21 protein-coding genes are annotated in these 21,356 nt (G+C 50.9%); 15 read left to right on the forward strand and 6 right to left on the reverse strand.

Features of this window, described 5'->3' with window-relative positions; all coding sequences use genetic code 11:
• Window positions 1–5: 5 nt before the first annotated feature.
• Both BUB30_RS33355 and BUB30_RS33360 read right to left on the reverse strand, forming a co-directional pair.
• Window positions 6–2,441, reverse strand: coding sequence for a bifunctional UDP-N-acetylmuramoyl-tripeptide:D-alanyl-D-alanine ligase/alanine racemase (locus BUB30_RS33355; RefSeq protein WP_073143187.1), 2,436 nt, complete (start codon window positions 2,439–2,441; stop codon window positions 6–8).
• A gap of 4 nt (window positions 2,442–2,445) precedes the next feature.
• Window positions 2,446–2,787 (reverse strand): tRNA-binding protein, encoded by a 342-nt coding sequence (locus tag BUB30_RS33360; protein WP_073143189.1) that lies wholly within the window; start codon window positions 2,785–2,787, stop codon window positions 2,446–2,448.
• 161 nt (window positions 2,788–2,948) lie between these two features.
• Here BUB30_RS33360 and BUB30_RS33365 point away from each other — a divergent pair, with 161 nt between their 5' ends.
• Both BUB30_RS33365 and BUB30_RS33370 read left to right on the forward strand, forming a co-directional pair.
• The gene (locus BUB30_RS33365) at window positions 2,949–3,335 is read left to right on the forward strand and encodes a hypothetical protein (RefSeq protein ID WP_073143191.1); all 387 of its coding nucleotides are present in this window, start codon (window positions 2,949–2,951) and stop codon (window positions 3,333–3,335) included.
• 43 nt (window positions 3,336–3,378) lie between these two features.
• Window positions 3,379–5,772: a TonB-dependent receptor gene (locus BUB30_RS33370; RefSeq protein ID WP_073143193.1), complete on the forward strand. Its 2,394-nt coding sequence runs from the start codon at window positions 3,379–3,381 to the stop codon at window positions 5,770–5,772.
• A gap of 10 nt (window positions 5,773–5,782) precedes the next feature.
• Here BUB30_RS33370 and BUB30_RS33375 read toward each other — a convergent pair whose 3' ends face one another.
• Window positions 5,783–6,526, reverse strand: a complete 744-nt coding sequence (locus BUB30_RS33375; protein WP_073143195.1) for a 1-(5-phosphoribosyl)-5-[(5-phosphoribosylamino)methylideneamino]imidazole-4-carboxamide isomerase — start codon at window positions 6,524–6,526, stop codon at window positions 5,783–5,785.
• Between the two features lie 161 nt (window positions 6,527–6,687).
• Here BUB30_RS33375 and BUB30_RS33380 point away from each other — a divergent pair, with 161 nt between their 5' ends.
• Entirely contained in the window at window positions 6,688–8,274 is a 1,587-nt protein-coding gene (locus BUB30_RS33380) for a PD40 domain-containing protein (RefSeq protein WP_073143196.1), read from the forward strand.
• A gap of 3 nt (window positions 8,275–8,277) precedes the next feature.
• Here the strand turns inward: BUB30_RS33380 and BUB30_RS33385 are convergent, their stop codons facing one another.
• A complete protein-coding gene (locus BUB30_RS33385) occupies window positions 8,278–8,832 on the reverse strand; it encodes a DUF2911 domain-containing protein (protein WP_073143198.1) in 555 nt (184 codons plus the stop codon).
• A gap of 272 nt (window positions 8,833–9,104) precedes the next feature.
• Here BUB30_RS33385 and BUB30_RS33390 point away from each other — a divergent pair, with 272 nt between their 5' ends.
• Window positions 9,105–9,638, forward strand: a complete 534-nt coding sequence (locus tag BUB30_RS33390; protein ID WP_073143200.1) for an LOG family protein — start codon at window positions 9,105–9,107, stop codon at window positions 9,636–9,638.
• Window positions 9,639–9,701: 63 nt separating this feature from the next.
• Window positions 9,702–10,952, forward strand: coding sequence for a retropepsin-like aspartic protease (locus BUB30_RS33395; protein ID WP_073143202.1), 1,251 nt, complete (start codon window positions 9,702–9,704; stop codon window positions 10,950–10,952).
• A 46-nt stretch (window positions 10,953–10,998) separates the two neighbouring features.
• On the opposite strand, the gene BUB30_RS33400 is transcribed toward BUB30_RS33395, so the two are convergent.
• Complete coding sequence (locus BUB30_RS33400) at window positions 10,999–11,481, reverse strand: hypothetical protein (RefSeq protein ID WP_073143204.1); 483 nt, start codon at window positions 11,479–11,481, stop codon at window positions 10,999–11,001.
• A 128-nt stretch (window positions 11,482–11,609) separates the two neighbouring features.
• Here BUB30_RS33400 and BUB30_RS33405 point away from each other — a divergent pair, with 128 nt between their 5' ends.
• From BUB30_RS33405 to BUB30_RS33430, 6 genes are all read left to right on the forward strand, one after another.
• Entirely contained in the window at window positions 11,610–12,719 is a 1,110-nt protein-coding gene (locus tag BUB30_RS33405; RefSeq protein ID WP_073143205.1) for an NAD(P)/FAD-dependent oxidoreductase, read from the forward strand.
• A 100-nt stretch (window positions 12,720–12,819) separates the two neighbouring features.
• Window positions 12,820–13,818, forward strand: coding sequence for a sugar phosphate isomerase/epimerase family protein (locus BUB30_RS33410; RefSeq protein ID WP_073143207.1), 999 nt, complete (start codon window positions 12,820–12,822; stop codon window positions 13,816–13,818).
• 246 nt (window positions 13,819–14,064) lie between these two features.
• On the forward strand, window positions 14,065–14,508 hold the full coding sequence (locus BUB30_RS33415; RefSeq protein ID WP_084138534.1) for an SRPBCC family protein: 444 nt from the start codon (window positions 14,065–14,067) through the stop codon (window positions 14,506–14,508).
• Between the two features lie 81 nt (window positions 14,509–14,589).
• Window positions 14,590–15,177 (forward strand): TetR/AcrR family transcriptional regulator, encoded by a 588-nt coding sequence (locus BUB30_RS33420; protein ID WP_073143209.1) that lies wholly within the window; start codon window positions 14,590–14,592, stop codon window positions 15,175–15,177.
• Between the two features lie 80 nt (window positions 15,178–15,257).
• Entirely contained in the window at window positions 15,258–15,551 is a 294-nt protein-coding gene (locus tag BUB30_RS33425) for a hypothetical protein (RefSeq protein ID WP_143165188.1), read from the forward strand.
• A gap of 17 nt (window positions 15,552–15,568) precedes the next feature.
• Window positions 15,569–16,867 carry an MFS transporter gene (locus BUB30_RS33430; RefSeq protein ID WP_073143211.1) on the forward strand — a complete coding sequence of 433 codons (1,299 nt, stop codon included), beginning with the start codon at window positions 15,569–15,571 and terminating at the stop codon, window positions 16,865–16,867.
• Between the two features lie 59 nt (window positions 16,868–16,926).
• Here BUB30_RS33430 and BUB30_RS33435 read toward each other — a convergent pair whose 3' ends face one another.
• On the reverse strand, window positions 16,927–17,811 hold the full coding sequence (locus BUB30_RS33435; protein WP_073143213.1) for a UbiA family prenyltransferase: 885 nt from the start codon (window positions 17,809–17,811) through the stop codon (window positions 16,927–16,929).
• Between the two features lie 73 nt (window positions 17,812–17,884).
• On the opposite strand from BUB30_RS33435, the gene BUB30_RS33440 reads away from it, so the two are divergent.
• The 4 genes from BUB30_RS33440 (at window position 17,885) to BUB30_RS33455 (ending at window position 21,349) form a co-directional block, all read left to right on the forward strand.
• Window positions 17,885–18,988 (forward strand): type III polyketide synthase, encoded by a 1,104-nt coding sequence (locus BUB30_RS33440; RefSeq protein ID WP_073143214.1) that lies wholly within the window; start codon window positions 17,885–17,887, stop codon window positions 18,986–18,988.
• A 7-nt stretch (window positions 18,989–18,995) separates the two neighbouring features.
• Complete coding sequence (locus BUB30_RS33445; protein ID WP_073143216.1) at window positions 18,996–19,706, forward strand: methyltransferase domain-containing protein; 711 nt, start codon at window positions 18,996–18,998, stop codon at window positions 19,704–19,706.
• 106 nt (window positions 19,707–19,812) lie between these two features.
• Window positions 19,813–20,367 carry a hypothetical protein gene (locus BUB30_RS33450; protein WP_143165189.1) on the forward strand — a complete coding sequence of 185 codons (555 nt, stop codon included), beginning with the start codon at window positions 19,813–19,815 and terminating at the stop codon, window positions 20,365–20,367.
• A 121-nt stretch (window positions 20,368–20,488) separates the two neighbouring features.
• The gene (locus BUB30_RS33455) at window positions 20,489–21,349 is read left to right on the forward strand and encodes a DUF4097 family beta strand repeat-containing protein (RefSeq protein WP_073143219.1); all 861 of its coding nucleotides are present in this window, start codon (window positions 20,489–20,491) and stop codon (window positions 21,347–21,349) included.
• Window positions 21,350–21,356 lie beyond the last annotated feature (7 nt).

Here is a 21,356-nt window from a genome sequence, read left to right on the forward strand (position 1 = left end):
CAGGATCAGATTCCTTCTGAAACAAAGACCCGCTTCACCCGCTCGCTGGTGCTGGTCAGGATCTCATAGGAAATGGTGTTGATCGAAGCCGCCACATCCTGGATGGGCAGGCCCTTTCCAAACACGATCACCTCGTCGCCTTCGCGCGCATCGATGCCGGTGATGTCCACCATAGTCATGTCCATACACACATTGCCAATCACTTTCGCGGGCGCTCCATGCACCAACACACGCCCTGCTCCCCGGCTGAACGCGCGGCTAAATCCGTCGGCATAACCAATAGCAATCGTGCCGATAGTAAGGTCCTTTTCGGCCACGCCGCGTCTTCCATAGCCAATGCTTTCGCCTTGGTTGATCTTTTTTATTTGGGAGATGATGGTCTTTAGCGTAACCACGGGTTTAAGGGGATGAACCTCGCTGGTCGGGTCCACGCCGTACAACCCGATGCCTAGCCGCACCATGTCGAACTGCAACTCGGGCAGGCGAAGGATGCCGGGTGAATTTAAAATGTGGTAGAGCGGCCGGTAGCCAAGGGCTTTCGAGATTTGATTTGCCGCGGTCTCAAAAGCGCGGCCTTGCGCCCTTGAAAAATCATCGTGCGTGGCTTCGTCGGCTCCAGCCAAATGGCTAAAAATGGAAGCGACGCGGATTTGCGGATTGGCCAGCAACAAGGCGATGACCTCATCCAAATGCGCGGATTCAAAACCCAGGCGGTGCATGCCCGTGTCCAGCTTCAAATGGATCTTACAAGGTTTGCCCTGCAGATAATTCAACAGGGCATGAAAGATCTTAAAGCTATAGATCTCCGGCTCCAGGTTTTGACTAAATAGGATGCCAAAACTTTCCTCGGAGGGATTCATCACCATGATGGGCAGGGTGATGTTGTTTTTTCGCAACGCAACGCCTTCATCCGCATAGGCCACTCCAAGATAGTCGGCCTGGTGATATTGCAGCAAGTTGGCGATCTCGGTGCTCCCGCTGCCATAGGCAAAGGCTTTCACCATCACCATGATCTTGGTTGAAGGCCGCAGAGTAGATTTGAAATAATTGAAATTGTGTACCAGCGCATTCAGGTCCACCTCCATCACGGTGCCATGCACTTGACGCTGCAAACGACCAACGATTTTTTCGAACGCAAAAACGCGGGCTCCCTTCACCAGCACGATTTCCTGTTGTAGCAAATCAAAATCGAATTGCGCCAGGAAGTCTTCAGTCGAAGCATAGAACAATGATCCGGCGGGAAACACGTTTTGATAACGACCTAGCACAGGCCCCACACCCACAAAAGCCGCCGCGCCATTTTTAGTCAACAGTCCGGCAATTTTTTTCACCAGCGCTTCGTCTTCCAACCCCGATTCCAGAATGTCGGAGAGGATGACGCGCTTCTTTTTTTTCTGATGCTGATGCGTCAGAAATTGTAACGCGATCTCCAGGCCGCCCAGATCGTTGTTGTAGGTATCGTCTATAATTTGACTTTGATAAATGCCTTCTTTCAACTCCATGCGCATGGGCACACCGCGCAGGCTTTGCACGCTTTCGCGGATAAAGGAAAAAGAATAGCCCATCGTCAGCAACAAAGCCACGCAATGCAGGCAATTTTCGACCGATGCCGTGTCGGTGAAAGGTAGCCGGAGGATCTCGGTCTGTGCCTTATAACGGATGGCCCAGGCATTGTCGTGGGGTGTGACCTGCAGATCGGATTCGGGCGAAGCGCCCCAGGAAAACGCAGGCAGACCCCGCTTTAGCAAAATGTCGTGCAGCGTCTTATGATCACGGCAATAAATGAGCGTCTGCACATGATCGAACAACCTCAACTTCTCGCGGATTTTTTCCTCCCGGTTCTTAAATCCCTCGTCATGCGCCGAACCGATGTTGGTGAAGATCCCAATGGTGGGCTGCATCACCTGCGCTATTTTTTCCATTTCGCCCGGGCGTGAGATCCCCGCCTCGAAAATCCCCAGCTGATGATGCGGCTGCAACTGCCAAACCGACAACGGCACACCTATCTGCGAATTATAGCTGCCGGGATTTTTAACCACCACGCGGTCTTTCGACAACATCTGGAACAACCATTCTTTGATGATGGTCTTTCCGTTGCTGCCGGTTATGCCTACCACGGGAATAGAAAAAGCGCTGCGATGAAATGCCGCCAGCCGTTGCAAGGCATCAATGGCCGAGCCCACCAAAATGACGTTGGCGTCCTTAAAAACTTCCGGCGAAGACAACGGGCGCTCCACCACAAACTGGCGGATTCCCTGTGCATAGAGATTCTGCAAATAGTCATGACCATCGTGACGCTCGCCGCGGATGGCAAAAAAAACCGTGCCCTCGGCTGCCGAGGCCTTGCGGCTATCGAGACTGATGGTGGTGACGGGCGTGTCGGAAGAAAACAGTATGTTCTTCCCGCCGGTAATGGACTCAAGTTGTGAAAAGCGGATCATGGGATCAGAAAAGACGCGCGCCGTTGGGCACTTTTTTATCGATACTACTCAGCACCACAAAATTCTCCTCGTCGGGAAAACCCGTGACCAGCACTTCAGAGACGAAAGTGGCAATTTGACGCGGTGCAAAATTGACTACGCATATCACCTGTCTTCCCACCAGCGTGTCGGGGGAATAATGTTTCGCGATTTGGGCGCTGGATTTTTTTATGCCCAACTCGCCCAGGTCTACCCACAGCTTGATGGCGGGTTTTTTGGCCTCGGGGAAGGGTTCGGCCTTCACAATGGTGCCGGCGCGGAGGTCTACCTTCATAAAATCGTCCCACTGTATGGTCGGTGAAAGCATGCGTTCGGGGGTTAAAAAGCGTACAAAAACATAAAATTGCTTACATGAAGTCAAATTCCATACTGTTGCGATACCAAAGAACTGGGAATGACCGTTTAATTTTGTACTTTTCAGAAACAAAAAATTAAATTCTGGTGTTCCTGCATTAGTTTTGCAAAACCATGAAGATAAAACTTCATTACATCTTGTTCGCCATAAGCCTGAGCCTGGTATCGCTACTGGGTACGAATACGGCGCATGCCCAAGATAACACCTTCCCCGCCCTGGACGCCGGCACCTACGACGCAGAAGCCGAAAAAGAGAGAGACAAAGTCATTTATTCTTCTTCGTCCAGCGAAATGGAACCCCAGGCCATCCACAAACTCCAGACACCGGCCGTAAAAGACTCCTTAGCCAACCGCAATAACGCGCATCGCACCGTGAAGACTGCGGCAGAAAGCGGAAAAAACGCCAATAAGCCCTCTTCCCACAGCGACGACTCGGTCCTTTCCTTCAATTTCCTCTATTATCTTTTTGAGAAATATAAACTTCAGGATATAGTAGACTGAGGTTTTTTGCTTTCCATTCACTTATTTGCAACCTTGTTGCAAAATGACCAATTCCATTAGAATTTTAATTTTCCTCACCGCTTTGCTGCCATTCCAGGCAAAAGCCCAGCAGCCCTGCGACCTCGTGCTTTCGGGGACGATCGCGTCCAAGCAAGGCGAGCCATTGCCGGGCGCCGCCGTTTTTATTTCGGGTCTGGAGAAAGGCGTGGCCACCGATGCAGACGGCCATTATCACATGGCCGGTCTTTGTGCCGGAAAATATACCGTCACCATAAAATTTCTGGGCTATAGAGATCAGCAGCAATCCCTCAACTTAAAAGCTTCACAAGTGCTCCAAATCGAAATGGAAGAAGAAGACGAAGTGCTGGAGGAAGTGGTGATCGAGGACAAGTTCAAGACAGAGAACGAAACACAAAGCATCTCCGTGTTAAGCGGCAAAACGCTGGACGAAGCGAAGGGCAGATCTTTTGGCGAGGTGCTACGCGAAATGCCAGGGGTAAATTCCATTCAAACGGGCCCCACGATTTTTAAACCCGTGATCCATGGCGTGCACAGCCAGCGGATATTGATCCTCAACAACGGCATTCGCCATGAGGGCCAACAATGGGGCGCGGAGCACGCTCCGGAAATCGATCCGTTTATTGCTTCCAATATTGTGGTGATCAAAGATGCCGGGGCGATTAAATATGGTACCGATGCTTTGGGGGGTGTTATCTTGGTCAATCCCGCTCCGCTTCCGGTAGACGCCACGTTGGGTGGCGAATGGAACATGATCGCCAACTCCAATGGCCGTTCGGGGACTGCATCCGGCATGCTGCAGGGAGGCTCGAAAAAATGGGAAGGTTTTGGATGGAGAGTGCAGGGCACCGGCAAAAAGGGAGGCGATTTTCATGCGCCGGACTACGTGTTGTCGAATACCGGTTTTAACGAGTTGAATTATTCCGCTGCCGCGGGATATCATAAAAAGAAAAATGGGATTGAAGCCTTCTACAGCCACTTCAAAAGCAATCTCGGCATTCTGAGAGGTTCTGTCGTGGAGAGTGTGCAAGACCTTGAAAATGCACTCGAGCGCGAGCCGCCTCAAAATACACAAGACTTCACGTATCAAATCAACAACCCACGCCAGGAAGTGAGTCACGACCTGTTCAAACTGAACGGCGAGCATGTGGAAGGGAAGAATACGTACCGCTTTCAATACGGACTGCAGATCAACAAGCGAAAAGAATTCGATGTACGCCGGGGCAACTTGAATGATATTCCTTCCATCAACCTGAAATTGTACACGCATACGCTCGACCTGGAGTGGCTGCGCGTCGGCACGAGAACCGAACGTAGCGTGGGTTTGAACGGCATGCTGCAGGACAACAACAATATTTATGGAACGCAGCGCATTCCATTCATCCCCAACTTCACGAGCACTTCGGCCGGCGCATTTATCGTTGAAAAATTTCATGCCGGTGCCTGGACGATCGATGCGGGGTGGCGCTATGATTTCAAACACTATGATGTGTCGGGCTATGACTATAAAAATGCGCCCTATCACAGCCAGCTCAATTTTCACAGCATGACCGGCACCTTGGGTGTCAACCGGCGCATCGGCAAATACATGCAGTTCGTGACGTCAGTCGGGAGTGCGTGGCGGCCCCCGCATGTGGCCGAGCTTTATAGCTTTGGGCGGCATCAGAGCGCGGGTGCCGTTGAGTATGGATTGTTGTTGGGGGGCAACGAAGGAGTTCTGGACATTAATAAAACCGACTATAAAAACGAGAACGCTTTAAAATGGGTAGCCACCTGGCATTACGATCGCGACAAAATATCCGTGGAGGCGTCGGGGTATTACAACTATATCTTCAACTATATTTATTTGAGACCGTCGGGCATTACGCAGACGTTCACAGGCCCCACGCCGTATTTCAACTACCGCCAAACCGACGCCTCGTTTCTGGGCGCTGACCTTTCCGCATTTTACTGGTTATACAGGTCGTTAAAACTTACCGCAAGGGCTTCGTTGCTCCGGGCGACCGATGAGGTGAATCACGACTACCTGGTCTTTATTCCTTCCAATCGGTACGAGGTCGGCTTGCGCTATGAAAAAGCACAATATAAAAGCTGGAAGAATTTTTATGCCGATCTGCGTCTGAAATATGTAGCAAAACAAAATCGTGCGCCGCAATACATGTCCGTCGAGCAGATCCAGGCGTTGGAAGATGCCGGCCAGCCCATTCCGAACTTCGACTTCATGCCGGCGCCGGATGGCTATTTTCTCTGTGGTTTTTCCACGGGCATCTCGCATGCTTTTGGATCTTCGCGAATGGACCTGAAAGTTGGTGTCGACAATATGTTGAACACCAGCTACCGCGAATACACCAACCGCATGAAGTATTATGCCGACGACCTCGGTCGGAATTTTACAGTAGGGGTGAAGTATATTTTTTAGGAGAAAGCGCTTACGATTCCTTTTTCACCAGGAATTGTTCCAGGTCTTTCAGGTTGAGAAAGCCTTCGTAGTAGGCCTTGCCAAAAATAACGGCAAAGATGCCCATATCATTCAGACGCTTGATGTCGTCCACGCCGCGCACGCCGCCGCTCGCGAGAACGCATATTTCGGGAAATTTTTGGACGATCTCTTCGTAGAATTCGAAGGCCGGTCCTTCCAACACGCCATCGTGCGACACGTCGGTGGACTTTACGTATTTCAATCCGCGGGAATAAAAGTATTCGAGGTGTTCGAAGAGCGTGAGTTGGGAGCGATTTTGCCAGCCACGGAACAGGAGTTGCTTGGTGGTGCGGTCGACCACGTCGGCGCCCAATGTCATTTTTTCGCGGCCATAGGAAATGATCCACGAAGCGAAAAGTTCAGGGTCGGTCACGGCGATGCTGGCGGCGGTGATATAGTCGGCGCCAAATTCATAGGCCTTGCTGATGTCGCCATCGGTGGAGATGCCGCCGGTGAAATCTACTTTGAGGTCGGTGTAGCCGGCCACCGCTTCCAGCACATGCCAGTTGACGGGGCTTCCTTTTTCGGCGCCATCGAGGTCGACCAGGTGAACGACTTCAATGCCGTGGTCTTCGAAACGCTTGGCCAGGTCCAGCGGGTTTTCGTTGTATGCTTTTTCGCTCGACGGATCGCCTTTGCGCATCTTCACCACTTTGCCTTTGCGGATGGCTATGGACGGAATTACCTGTATCATGGCACGGAATTAGGACTTGAATTATGCAACTACCAAGGTACGGTGCAAATCCGAAAAACCTTTTGGGGCTGCTGAAAATCTGAAAATATTTCAGGTCCGTCGTGCGAAGCGGCGCCCTTGGTAAAGAATTCGCTACTTTTAATTGTCCATACTGCGACCCTATGAAAAAATTGTTCAGCATGCTTTTGCTTCTGGCCCTTCCCACGGCCACACTCTGGGCCCAGGCCAAAACGCGGCGTCTCCCCGGAATTATCAACCACCCTTCTCTGAACCTGTTCGATCCCTACATTAGTCACGACGGCAATGCCCTGCTGTTCATTTCCGACAATGGCGAAGACGGCGCGCTCACGCTTTCCTACACGTCGCGTGAAAACGATTGGACGGAGCCAGTGACCATTCCAAAAAACATCAACCACCGCCTTATTTACTTGCGGGGCTTTGGACTCAACGCCGATGGCAAAAAACTATTCTATACCTCCACCAAGTCGCCCGTCGTGGGTGGCTATGATATTATGGTGAGCGAATTGAAAGGCACCACATGGGCCGAACCTGTGAACCTGATGTTGCCCGTGAACACAAAATCCAACGAAGGTTGTCCTTCCATAAGCGCCGATGAGACCACGTTGTATTTTATGCGGTGCGACAAAATGGATCAGAGCAAAGCCGATGGTTGTAAACTTTTTTATTCGAAGAAAAAACCCAACGGCCAGTGGGACGAAGCCGTAGAGCTTCCCGCTAACATCAACACCGGCAATTCGCAAACCCCGCGCATCATGGCCGACGGCGAAACCCTGATTTTTTCGTCCAACAAAATGGCGAGCTCCAAAGGCGGCATGGACCTTTACCTGACAAGACTTGCCAATGGAAAATGGTCTGACCCTGTGCCCATGGATTTCGTCAACACCGAAAAGGACGATCAATTTGTGAGCGTTGCCGCCCTGGGAAGATATTTGTTAAAGGAAGCCCCCGGACCTCGCAAGAACAGCGAGATCGTTGAGTTCCTCATCCCGCAGGAACTTCGGCCGAAAGGCATGATGAAAGTAGAAGGTAAAATAACAGACGCCACCAACGCACCGACAGCGGCCTACATCGACATCACCGATCTCGATCAAAGCAAGCGCGTGTACAGTGGACGACCGCTCGCCGATGGATCCTACCAGGTCTACCTGCGGGAAGGCAGTCATTATGAATTATCGATCGACCCCGAGCAAAGCAACATCACCTACTTCACCAAACGCTTTGACCTGACGACCGACAAAACACCGCAGAAAGAAAAAGTGAATGTCACCCTGAAACAACCCGCAGCAGGCGACGAGCTTAGCCTGGATGCCGTGACCTTCAAACCCAACAGCAGCGAGCTCGAGGCATCGTCGCAGACGGCCTTGAAAAAATTAACGCGTCTGGTGAAGGCAAACCCGTCGTTGAAATTCGAGATCCAGGTGATGTTGAAAGGCTACCTGCAGGATTCCGTGAAAAGCGACCCGGACCTGACAGAGATGATTGTCGATTCGGTGGCCAGCCAGGTCACTGCCACGGACAGCCTGGGACAACCCTATCAAAAAGAAGTGATGATTGCGCGGACCACGTATCACAACGACCGCACGCAGCAAGAAGCCAAGCAGATCACGGACTATTTGGTTGCGCAAGGCGCTGATGCAACCCGGCTCACCATGTTTGTGAACGCCATCCCGGCAGCGCCGGAAGAGCCGAAAAAGCTTACGGTAAAAGCCGTGGCACGGGCGAAATAGATTCTACTGCCAGAAGGGAACGGCCACCAGGGTCTTGTCCCAGATGAGCACCATCTCGGCCTCTGCGCCGGTTTTTTCAAAGGAGATGGTGAATTGCTCAAATTCGCGTTCGCTTTGAACAGAGCGGACCTCGAGTTTGAGTACGTCTTTTTCCGGGTCACGGTTGGCGTCGCCGCCAGGACCGATTCCCCATTGCCCGTATTCGGAATTGAAAATGATGGTCCATGTTTCCTCCCCCGGGATGGTCCAGAGGCTGTATTTGCCTTTTTTTAGTTTTTGATTCTCAAATTCAATGTCTTTGTTGGTCTCGAAGGTAGTGGCCTCGTTGGCACCGGTGCGCCAAACCTTGCCATAGGGCACCAGTGCGCCGAAAATCTGCCTTCCTTTTTTGTAGGGGCGATTATAGAACACCTTGATTTCCAGGGCGTCCTGTTTAAAAACCGTTTCTTCTTCGGGGCTGAACGACTTAGTGTGCTTGGTCAGGAAGTAGTTGGTGAGCACTCCCAAAATGATCAAAATAGTCACGGCGATACCTGCTATGACGAGAAACTTTTTCATGGGTCTCAGGGGTTGAGTACGCTTTTTTAAATCGAGGTTAACAAGCTAAACAATTTTATGACGCATTGTTTAAAAATTAATGTCTTTGGGCCTATTTTTACGTTCCTAAAAAAATTCAGTTATGGACTTATCATGGTGGCCTTTTTTTGTAGTGATCGCTCTTTTTATCCTAGCCATTATGGCGCCCTGGATTTTCCCCAACAAAATGGTGAGCAAGAACAAGCACGACAACAAGTTCTAGTTAGCACGCTTACTTTTCCCCCCACACTGCTATGAACATTTGCGTTTTCTGCGGCTCGGCTGTAGGACATGATCCTGTTTATGCAGAAACAGCTTATTCCCTGGGCCGGGCTTTTGCCAAAGGCTCACACGGCCTGGTATACGGAGGGGGAAACATTGGTCTTATGGGCATCGTCGCCGATGCCGTTCTGGAACACCAGGGCGAAGTGATCGGCATTATTCCTCAATTTTTAATGGACCGCGAAGTCGGTCACGGTTTTTTGACGCGCCTCGAGATCGTTGGCAGCATGCACGAGCGCAAGAAACGAATGGCCGATCTCTCCGATGCTTTTATCGCCCTGCCCGGCGGCTGGGGCACGTTAGACGAACTGGCTGAAATCCTCACCTGGCGCCAACTAGGCCTCATTCACCAACCCATCGCCGTGCTGAATATCGCCGGCTTTTTCAACCCCTTGCTGGACCAAATGCGTACAATGGTTGACGGGGGATTTCTAAAACAGGGGAATCTTGATTTTCTGATCGTCGAAAACGATGTAGAAAAGATTTTATCCCGATTATTCCCGTAAGGGGGGTTATATCACACTCTCTGAAATTTGTTCTATATTGACCATTATGGGTGTTGATTTTTTATGATCCGGAGTATCCTGTTTGTCTTATTTCTATGCGGACTTGGCATTCATCTTCATGGCCAGAATGTACCCCAGAACCAGAATCTGGGCTTTTCTCTTGCGGACGGCAAAAAGAAAGTCCGCATCCCCATCGAGGTCTTTAACAACCTGATCGTGGTGCCGGTGGTGTTGAACGATGCATTGCCGCTAAAATTTATTTTGGACACGGGGGTGCGCACGACCATTCTCACGCAAAAAACTTTTACCGACATTCTCAATCTTCCCTATTCCCGGAAATACACCATTTCCGGACCCGGCGGTGTGAAGCTGGTAGATGCCTATGTCACCAACAACGTTTCGATCGAACTGCCCGGCGTCCATGGACGGGGGCATGCCATGCTGGTTTTGGAGGAGGACTATCTGGAGTTGAGAAATTACCTCGGCACCGACGTGCACGGCATCCTGGGCTACGAATTGTTTAGTCGCTTCATCATCGAGATCGACTACGAAAAAAAGATCCTGACGCTGATGCTGCCGGAGAAATTTCACAAGGGGAGACGGTTCCAGGCCATTCCCATTATGATCGAGGACACGAAACCCTACATGATCGCGCCCGTGACCCTTGAAAATGGCAGCACGTTGAATGCAAAAATGTTGATGGACTCCGGCGCCAGCCACGGCCTGATGCTCGAGCCCTCTTCCGACACCCTCATCAAGGTGCCCGAACACACCGTGAGCAGCCTGATCGGCCGTGGACTGGGAGGCGAGATCTTTGGTAAAGTAGGACGGATAAAATCGCTCTCGCTGGGCACCTATACATTGGACAGAGTGATCTGCAATTTCCCTGACCCCAACAGTTACAACGACAGTATAAAAGTGGGCAACGTATTCCGGAATGGTGCCATCGGGGGAGAAGTGCTGAGCCGTTTTACGGTGATCTTCAATTTCCCGCGCGAAAGAGTGTATTTGAAAAAGAACGCCGCCTTTAAAAAGAACTTCTACTACAACCTTAGCGGGCTTACGCTGAAAGCAAAGGGCTCGCAGCTCAACATTTTCGAAGTAACGGAAGTGCGCGATCAATCGGCCTCACAACGCAGCGGCATTTTGCCAGGTGATATTGTCGTAAGCGTGAACGGAATTGCCACACGCGATCTGAACCTGAACATGATCAACGGATTTTTTAACAGCAAGCCTGGCAAGAAAATACGCGTGGAGATCCTCCGCAAAGGTCAACGCATGAAAAAAGAAATGCAGCTAAGAGATCAGATCTGAGGCCGGGAAAATTCTTTGCTATTCTGGCACGGGGCGTCGTGCGGTCCTATTGCATGTATTCCATCAACTGCTTCTTGCGCTTTTTATACGCCTGATATAAATACAATTGTGTGCGACGGAACCGCAGCGAATTTTTTATGGTGTTGTAAAGATCCTCGGCCGACAAATTTTGCTTCAGCAAATAATCCAGGATACTGCCCGAAGCCAGGGCCTCATGGTAGTTGGAATTTTTGAGGACGGTGATGGGAATGTCTTTCGTTTTATTGTGCGTCGACAATTCATTCACGGTTTCCAGGAGTTCGCGTTTGCCGATGTTGTCGTCGATGAGAATAAAATTCGGGCGGAAGCGAATCAGGCGTTCCAAAATGCTTTTCAGATCGAAAGCGATTTCGGTGTCCATCTTCTGGCTGCGGACCTGGTGCAATTTGTCCAGGACCTTGCCCATGTCGATGGGATTGTTTCCGATCAGTAAGACGTGCAAAGGCTCCAATGCCTGGCGCTTTTGAAGAGGTGTAGAGATTGTTTCCATAAAGCCAACTTAAGTCCTTAAACACTGTATAAACGTAAAAGGTTGCCGTGCAAGATCTATTCCAGCACGGATTTTAATAGCACGGTTGATTCTTTCTTTATAATTTTCTCACTTATGGAAAATAATTCTTGAAAAGGGTTGTCGTGATCGGTGGGGGCCTGGCGGGCCTGGTGGCGTCTGTGCAATTGGCGAAGGCGGGTATTTCGTGCGCCCTCGTCGAAAAAAAGGTCTATCCCTTTCACCGGGTATGCGGTGAGTACATTTCAAACGAAGCCGTTCCATTTTTGAAGGCCAACGATCTTTTCCCGGAACCATTCAATCCGCCGCGCATTACACGATTCACCCTTTCTTCGGCAACCGGAAAAAGCAGCACGATGCCGCTGGATCTTGGGGGCTTCGGCATCAGCCGGTATACCTACGACAATTTCCTCTACGAAAAAGCAAAACAACTTGGCGTGGAGTTCTTTCTTTCGGAGGAAGTTGAAGCCACGACCTTCGAAGGAGAGAAATTTCACGTTCGCACCCCGGCGCGATCGCTGGAGGCCGACGTGGTGATTGGCTCTTTTGGCAAACGCTCGCGCATGGATCACATGCTGCAAAGAGCATTCATCCGCGAACGTTCACCCTATGTGGGTGTGAAATATCACATCCGCACGCAACACCCCGACGATCTCATCGCCCTGCATAATTTTAAAGGCGGCTACTGCGGCATGAGCAACATCGAAGACGGGAAGACCACCCTCTGTTACCTGACCCACCGCGATCATTTGAAACGCTTCAAAAACATTCGCGACATGGAAGAGCAGGTGATGTTTCTCAACCCGCTGTTGAAAGAGATCTTTACCCACGCTGAATTTCTTTTTGAGCGGCCCGAGGTGATCAACGAGGTGTCGTTCCTCACTAAATCGTGCGTGGAAGATCATGTGCTGATGGTGGGCGACAGCGCGGGCATGATTGCGCCGCTTTGTGGCAACGGCATGGCGATGGCCATTCACGGGGCGAAAATGGTGAGCGAACGGATTATCCAGTTCAATCGGGGAGAGGTGTCGCGCGAGGCCATGGAAAAATTGTACACGCAGCAATGGAACGAGAATTTTAAAGGACGTTTATGGTCCGGGCGACAGATCCAAAAATTGTTTGGCAGCTATTGGGCCTCGAATCTCGCCGTGAACCTGGCGCTCTACATTCGGCCCGTTGCCAACACCATTATGCGCAACACACACGGTGAGCCGTTTTAATACCTGAAATCTGGCTTTTGCGCCACCTACGGAAAACAGGGATGGCTTTGGCTGAAAGTATCCTTACTTTAAAATATCATCTATCATCAACCAGAAAATCATGAACCAGGAAACCAATCGCAGAAATTTTTTGCGCTCGCTCGGCCTCATCACCGTGAGCGCGCTGCCCGGCGCGGCCCTCTTAAGCGCTTGCGGCAAAAAACCTACCGCCGCTGACACAGCCGCTGCTGTTGACTCAGCCGCCATCAAGGCCGCCGCTGCCCCCAAAGAATTGTTCTTCAAGATCTCCCTCGCCGAATGGTCGTTGCACAAGACGCTGTTCGACAAAAAACTCGACAACCTCGACTTCCCGGCAAAAGCCAAAAACGACTTCGGTGTTTCGGGTGTTGAATTTGTGAATCAATTCTTCAAGGATAAAGCCAAGGACCAAGCCTACCTGACCGAACTGAAAAAGCGCTGCACGGACAATGACATCACCGCCGTGCTCATCATGATCGACGGCGAAGGAGGCCTGGGTGATACCAACAAGAAAAAACGCATTGAAGCCGTAGACAATCATAAGAAGTGGGTGGATGCCGCCAAATTTTTGGGCTGCCACTCCATCCGCGTAAACGCGCACGGTGAAGGCACCCGCGAAGAGGTGGGCAAAGCCGCCACCGACGGTCTGCGCCTGCTTTCCGAATATGGAAAAGGAGCCGGCATCAACGTGATCGTGGAGAACCACGGTGGCTATTCGTCCGATGGTGGCTGGCTGAGCACCGTCATCAAAGACACGGGTATGGCCAACTGCGGCACCCTGCCCGACTTCGGCAATTTCTGTCTGAAGCGCGAGAAGGATAGCTGCGTGGAAGAATACGACCGCTACAAAGGCACCGCCGAGATGATGCCTTTCGCCAAAGGCGTGAGTGCAAAAACCCACGAATTCGACGCCGCAGGCAACTGCGTAGAAACCGACTACACCAAGATGTTGCAGATCGTGAAAGACGCTGGCTACACCGGTTTCATTGGCATCGAATACGAAGGCAGCAAGCTCTCCGAAGAAGAAGGCATCCGCGCCACGAAAGCCCTATTGGAAAAGGCCGGCGCCGCCGTATCGTAACCTGCATTTCCTCTGCGCCGACTTTGCGTCTCCGCTCTTTGCTCGCCGAAGCTTTAGCGAGGTGAGGCGGTGAAAAAGGCGGCACGAAAATCATCCATAGTTCAAAGGGCCGGTATACCGGCCCTTTGTGTTGAAATCGTCGGTGAACGACGAAACTCTTAAGAGCCACAGGGAGTTAATTTTTATGACGTTGCGCCAATTGCTGCGGAACATCAGATCGAAATTGTTCAACAAAAAAAACGCTCTATGGAAACCTTAAAGATGAACATGACGGCCACGTCAACGGTGCGTATAGACGCTCCCGCCGCCGAAGTATGGAAAGCCCTGACCACACCTTCCATCATCAAATTATATTTCTTCGGAACCGAGGCCCAGTCGGATTGGCAAGTGGGCAACCCCGTGGTCTTTAAAGGCGAATGGAATGGCCAACCCTATGAAGACAAGGGCATTATCATCGCCAACGAGCCCAACCGCCTCTTGCGCTACTCCTACTGGAGTTCCATGAAGGGCACCCCCGACCTTCCCGAGAACTACGCAAACATTTCCTTTATCCTCACCCCCGACGGTTCCGGCACCCTGGTGACGGTGGCGCAGGACGGCGTGGAAACCGAAAAAGAGAAAAAACAAAGCGAGCAAAACTGGGTGAAGGTGTTGCACAATATGAAAGACGTATTGGAAAAGAAGGCTTAAACCCTTCTTTTTGGCCTTTTTTATTTTTTTTGGCGGATCATTTCATAAATGAATGAACATTCATTTATATTTGAACCGTCAATGAGAACACGCGACGAAGCAAAAGAAGTAGCCATCCGGGAAAAAGCGATCGAAATGATCGTGAAGGAAGGTTTTGACGGTTTCAGCATGCAGAAACTGGCCAAAGCAGCGAACATATCGCCGGCTACGATCTATCTGTATTTTAAGAATCGCGAGGATTTATTGAACCAACTCTACATCACCATCGACGAAGTGTTTTCGGATTCGAGCCTGAGAGGTTTTGATCCGGAAATGACTTTTGAGGAAGGCTTGTGGCTGCAATGGAAAAACCGCTTCGACCACCATGTGAATTATCCGAACCATATTTTGTTCATGGAGCAATTCCGGAGCTCGCCGCTGGTGGACCATAAGGACATCAAGATCACGAAGTTCAAGGCCGCCATGGAGCAATTTTTTAGCAATGCCATCAAGCGCGGAGAGCTGACCGAACTGCCCCTGGAGATCTTCTGGGCCATCGCTTACGGGCCGCTGTACACCCTCATTAAATTTCACATGCTAAAAAAGTCGTTGGCGGGCAGAAAATTCTCTCTCACCGAAGCCAAGATGCGCGACGCATTTAATCTGGTGGTGAAAGCACTAAAAAAATAACTTTTACGTCTACAGCAACGGAAAGCTTGTATCTACAATAAAGAATGAACATTCATTTATTTACCAAAATGCGCAACCCCATGAGAAATACCGCGTATGGCATTAGTAACAACCTGGAAAACCACCCTATGAAGGGCACCTATATGAATGAAATATCCCCCGACATTCATGTGTTCAAAACCAACATTGGATTTGCACACGACGTAAAGAAGATTTCACCCATTCTGGGAGAGGAATCGCGCATTAAGAAGTGGAGTGTGGACGTCGAGGATGTGGACAACGTGTTGCGTGTGGAGGCCCACCGCATCGAGCCCACCGAGATCATTTCACTCATCACACAATGCGGCTATTCCTGTGAGGAATTGACCGATTAATTAACCACAACCTTTATATGACCCAACCTTCGACCACTAAGCAAAAGATTTTTTCCTCCTATGAGGTATTCATCATTGCCGTTTTAACCTTTCTTCAGTTTACGATCATTTTGGACTTCATGGTGTTGTCTCCGTTAGGAGCCATACTCATGCCCAAACTGCACATCACGACCGCCCAGTTCGGCATGGTCGTGTCGGGCTATGCCATCAGCGCCGGGCTTTCCGGATTGCTGGCAGCGGGTTTTGCCGATAAGTTCGACCGGAAGAAAATGCTCTTGTTCTTTTATGCCGGCTTTATTGCGGGCACAGCGTTCTGCGCGCTTGCCCAGGACTATTACGCACTTTTATTGGCGCGCATCTTTACCGGAATTTTCGGTGGGGTGATCGGCTCCATCTCGTTTGCCATCATCACCGACTTGTTCAAACTGGAAGTTCGCGGCCGCGTGATGGGCTTTGTGCAAATGGCCTTTGCCGGCAGCCAGGTGTTGGGCATTCCGATTGGATTTTACCTGGCCAATAAGTGGGACTGGCATTTGCCTTTCGTGCTCATCGTTGTGGTGAGTCTCATCGTGGGGGTGCTGATTGTGATGTACATGAGGCCGGTGGATAGCCACCTTCACAACAAGATCCAGAGAAACGCATTGAAGCACCTTTTTCAAACCGTGACGCGGTCGGAATACGCGAAAGCCTTTGCGGCAACCACGTTGCTGGCCACGGGAGGTTTCATGCTCATGCCTTTCGGTAGCGCGTTCAGCATCAACAACCTGGGACTGAGCGCGGATGTGTTGCCTGCGCTTTATTTGGTTACAGGAATTTTTTCTATGGGCACAGGACCTTTCATCGGAAAACTTACCGACTCCATTGGCAAATACAAGGTTTTTGTACTGGGATCCGTGCTCACCTCGGTGTTGGTGGCCTACTACTGTAATTTGGGTGTCACACCGTTTTGGCTGGTCACATTGATCAGCGTGTTGATGTTCGCCGGGGTATCGTCGCGCATGATTGCCTCTTCGGCATTGATCTCGGCCGTGCCCGATCCCCAAGACCGCGGCGCTTTTATGAGCGTTAACTCGTCGGTGCAACAAATCTCCGGGGGCATCGCCACGTTTGTGGCGGGTCTGATCGTGGTGCAGAGCCCCGATGGCAAACTAGAACGTTACGGAGCGTTGGGATGGGTCGTTATCGGTGCCACGGCACTGACCGTGTTCCTGATGTATTTCTTAAATCAATACGTGATGCAGAAAGCGGCTTCGGCTCCTCCTAAACCCACGGTGGTGGAAGCGACGCCACAGGAAGTTGCGCCTTCGATCGAGTAGAAAAATAATTTTCCCTTTCAATAAAGCAAGCCGGCGACAAACCATCGCCGGCTTATTTTTTATATGAATTTCATCGCGGAAAACGTGAGGTAAAGAAAAAAAGCGTTGAGACAGGTGGCCGAAATAAAATTGAGCCACATTGTGTGTTGGTAGTCAGCTTTTGTTTCATCACGGTAGGCCTGGGCGAACCAGTATAGAAAATAGAGTACCACCGGCGACAAGGCGATCAAAAATGCGATGGCCTGGCGGCTTGAGAAATACGCGTTAAAGTAGACCACAAAGGCCAGCGTGACCATCCCAAAAACAGCACCTACAAAATAGAACGTACCGCGGATCCCCAGCAAGAGGCTTAGCGTTTTGTCGCCACGGCGTCCGTCTTCGTCGTGTTGATAGATTTGTGTCATGGGATAGTTACCCCAAAGCATCAGGGTAGACAAGGCTGCGGGGATGAGTACGGGCCACTGCCAGGCTGTTTCGAGCGAAAATTTGTTGATGCCCACGTAGCACATGATGAAGGTGAAGAATCCCTGGAAGATCCCCGCCACCAACCAGCCCCCAATGGGATATTTTTTGAGCCGGACCGCCGGGTGGCTATAGGCTTTCGAGACCAGGCCATAGATAAGGAGCATGATGGCAAACGTGAAATTGATCATCAACCATCCCAAACCAATGGCCAGCGCGTCGAAAAACAAGGCAAGCGAATAGAGTCCTTTGTTTACGGGCGGCGGATTTTTCAGACCGCCGATGCTTTTTTCATCTTTGTCGAAATAGCTGTTGTAACCATTACTGGCAGGGTATAGCAGGAGGTGTACAATAATGAATGTCCAGAACACCGGCTCGTACATACTGTTATTAGGAGATATCGCAAGGGTAAAAAGGAACACGGGCATCAAAAAATAAGAAAACGGAATGCGCATGTGTAACCACGACGACAAAGAAAGCATAGGCAAAAAATTAATTTCCGAAGCTAAGAACAGCCTGACTTAAATTATAGTTTTTTGGAATATATTGAAACGCATGAGCCACATCAGCGCCATTGGAACGGCCAACCCATCGCATCGCTTTAGCCAGTCACAGATCGCCGACTTCATGACACGAGCCATGCAGTTGTCGTATGAGGACGGCCGGAAGTTGCGGGCGATCTTCAATGCCAGTGGCATTTCTCACCGGCACTCGGTGCTGGAAGATTATGGGCGTTCCGGGGAGTTCACATTCTATTCGAACGCGGCCGACTTCGAGCCGTTTCCCTCCACGTCCAAACGCCTGCGTTTTTTCAAGGAGAATGCTTTGAACCTTAGCTACGCCGCCGTGCAGAACATGTTGGGGCAGCGTCCCGGATTTGATTTGAAAAGCATTACGCACCTGGTTGTGGTGTGTTGCACCGGCATGTATGCACCGGGTCTTGACGTGGACCTGGTGAAGACGTTGAGCCTGTCAACAAACGTGCAACGCACGGGAGTGAACTTCATGGGGTGCTATGCCGCCTTCAACGCTTTGAAAGTGGCAGATGCGTTTTGCAAGGCCGATGTGAAAGCCAAAGTGCTGGTGGTGTGCACCGAACTCTGCAGCCTGCATTTTCAGAAAGTGGCCACAGAGGATAATCTTTTAGCCAATGCGCTTTTTGCCGATGGTTCGGCGGCTGTGTTGGTGGAAGGCGAGACGACAGCGACCCCGCGTTTGCGACTCGAGAGTTTTTGTAACGAACTTGCCATCGAGGGAGAGGGCGACATGGCATGGGCTATCGGTGACCTGGGTTTTGAGATGAAGCTGTCGACCTATGTGCCGGATATAATAAAGAGTGGCATCGCCCGTCTCACGGCTACGTTGCTGAAAAACATCGGGTCCGATATTTCGGCGATCCGTTTTTTTGCCATTCACCCCGGGGGCAGAAAAATACTGGAGAGCATAGAGGATGCGTTGGGCATTGACAAAGAGAAGAATGCGCCGGCCTACAGGGTGTTGAAGAACTATGGCAACATGTCGTCGCCCACGGTACTTTTTGTGTTAAAGGATATCTTCGACGGGCTGACCCCGGAGCACAACGACCAACCCATCCTGAGCTTTGCTTTTGGTCCCGGGCTGACGTTGGAGAGCATGGTGTTGAGAATAGAAACCGAATAAAGATCCTATGCCCGATTTCTCTACCCGCTGCACCGACGCCGAGATCATGGACGACCTGGACTATGCGGGTGGATTGATGGACAAGACGCTGCGCGAGCTGGAGATCATCAACAAATGGCTTGGTGGAAATGCGGTGACGTTCTCGGCCTTGTCGCAGTTGTTGAAGGAAAAAGATCACGACGCGACCGTTCGCATTGCCGACCTGGGTTGTGGCCGGGGAGATATGCTGGCGCTGGTGGATGGATGGGCTTCGAAGCGCGGCATCAAAACAGCGCTCACGGGCATCGATGCCAATCCTTACATTATTCGCGCGGCTGAACATCAACTAAAGAACTACCCCCACATCCGGCTCCTGGCGCAAAATATTTTCTCGCCGGCTTTTCGTGAGCAAAAATTTGACGTCGTGATCGGCACGCTGTTCTATCATCACTTCACCCAAGACCAGCTTACGGCTTTTTTTGCGCAGTTGAAGAACCAGTGCACCAAAGGCTTTATTATAAATGATATTCATCGCCACCCGCTGGCCTACTACTCTATTAAATGGTTGACACAGGCATTTTCGCGTTCGTCGATGGTGCAGTATGATGCGCCGCTGTCGGTTTTAAGGGCCTTTAAAAAGGAGGAGTTGTTGCAGTGCCTGGAGAACGCGGGAATAAAAAAGTATTCCATACGCTGGAAATGGGCATTTCGATGGCAGGTGGTGGTTTGGACGATCTGAGACGCCGCACCGTGAGATGCTGTGGCAATTTCCATTCATGTATTCTCACCCCGACAATTGGCACAATTTTCGTAGTTTTACCGCTGTGTTAAACCGAATGAGCTTTATGCGGTCATTTTGTTCCCTTCTGATATTATTTTTGCTGGCATCGTGCGCTTCGAGCCCGTTTGGCAAGAAGGTGAACGAGCCTTTTCAAGGTAATGCCTATGAATCGAACAACCGGTTTTTCAGGGGCACCGGCAAGGGCACCAGTTCGCAAGACAACATTGCGCGCGCCAAGGCCGATCTGGAAGCCAAGGCCCAGGTGGCCGGGCAGGTGAACACCACCGTGAAGCAAGTGGCCGACCAATATCTGGGGCAAACGGAAAATGAAAAGGCCGCCGATGTGGCCGACAAATTCCAAAGCCTGGTTCGCCAGGTGATGAATACCAGTATCAGCGACCTGCGCAAGACCGGAGAAAAGAAATATTTTAATAAGAAGGAGAACGAATACACGGTGTTTATTGCCTACGAAATTAAGAAGAACGCCATGTTCCGGTTCTTGAAAAAGCAGGCCAAAACCGACCAGACCATCGATGAAAGACAACGCGACGTGATCGAAAAGATCATCGACGAAGAAATAAAGAAAGCCGATGCCGAGGATGCGGCCGGCGACAACTGATACAAAAGATCGTTTTACAGGTAGAATCAGACCTGTTGGGCTTCGCGCCTGGCAGGTCTTTTTCATTTGCAACCTGCGGCCCGGGGAATGCGTCTAATGGGATATAGACCACCCCTTAACCATGAAAAATCTGATCCTCACACTATTTGCCGTGACCTTTGCCTCGAATCTTTTTGCAGGCGAGGGCGATTTCCATCTCGATAAAGAATATAAAATCGACAAGGCCGGGTTGTTGGAGCTGCAGACCTCCGACGCTAAAGTGTTCATCACCGGGTCAACCCGTGGAACAGCTCACGTGAAGATCGACCGCACCATCACCGCCAAGGGATGGACCTGGGGGTCGGACGATTTTAAAGTGGAGGTGAAAGAAGAGAATGGCAACCTGATTGTGCAGGAAAGACAGAAGGGAGACCATGTGGCGGCCATTGGCTACTACATGGAAGTTTACCGGATCGAAATTGAAATACCCGAAGGCGTGAGTCTGAAAGTGCGGGGCGACGACGGAGATTACTACATCAAGAACGTGAACGGCGCCATCTCCCTGCGCATGGACGATGCCGACGCAGAGCTTGCCGGTTGCAAGGGCGACCGCTTTGAGTTTAGGCTGGACGATGGCGACATTCACATGGACCAGGGTCGTGGCTCACTCGAAATCGACGGCGACGATGCCGATGTTGAAATCTACAAAGCCAATTTTACTTCTATCCGCGCCGATGTGGACGACGGCGATCTGATCATTGAGACCTCGCTGGCCAACAACGGCGACTACAACATCGCCTCACAAGACGGCCTCATTTCTCTGAACATCACCGGCGGCGGCGGGCAATTTGAGATCCGTCACGACGACGGCCGGGTCATTACGGAAGGCGCCTTTAAAACCCTGGAAGATGGTGAACACGAAACCCGCCTGGCGCTGGCCAACGGAACGGCTAAAGTAAATCTGAAAGCGGACGACGCTCGTGTGAAACTGAGAGCACAATAATTTTCCG

The sequence above is a fragment of the Chryseolinea serpens genome (assembly GCF_900129725.1).
GTDB classification, from domain to species: Bacteria; Bacteroidota; Bacteroidia; order Cytophagales; family Cyclobacteriaceae; genus Chryseolinea; species Chryseolinea serpens.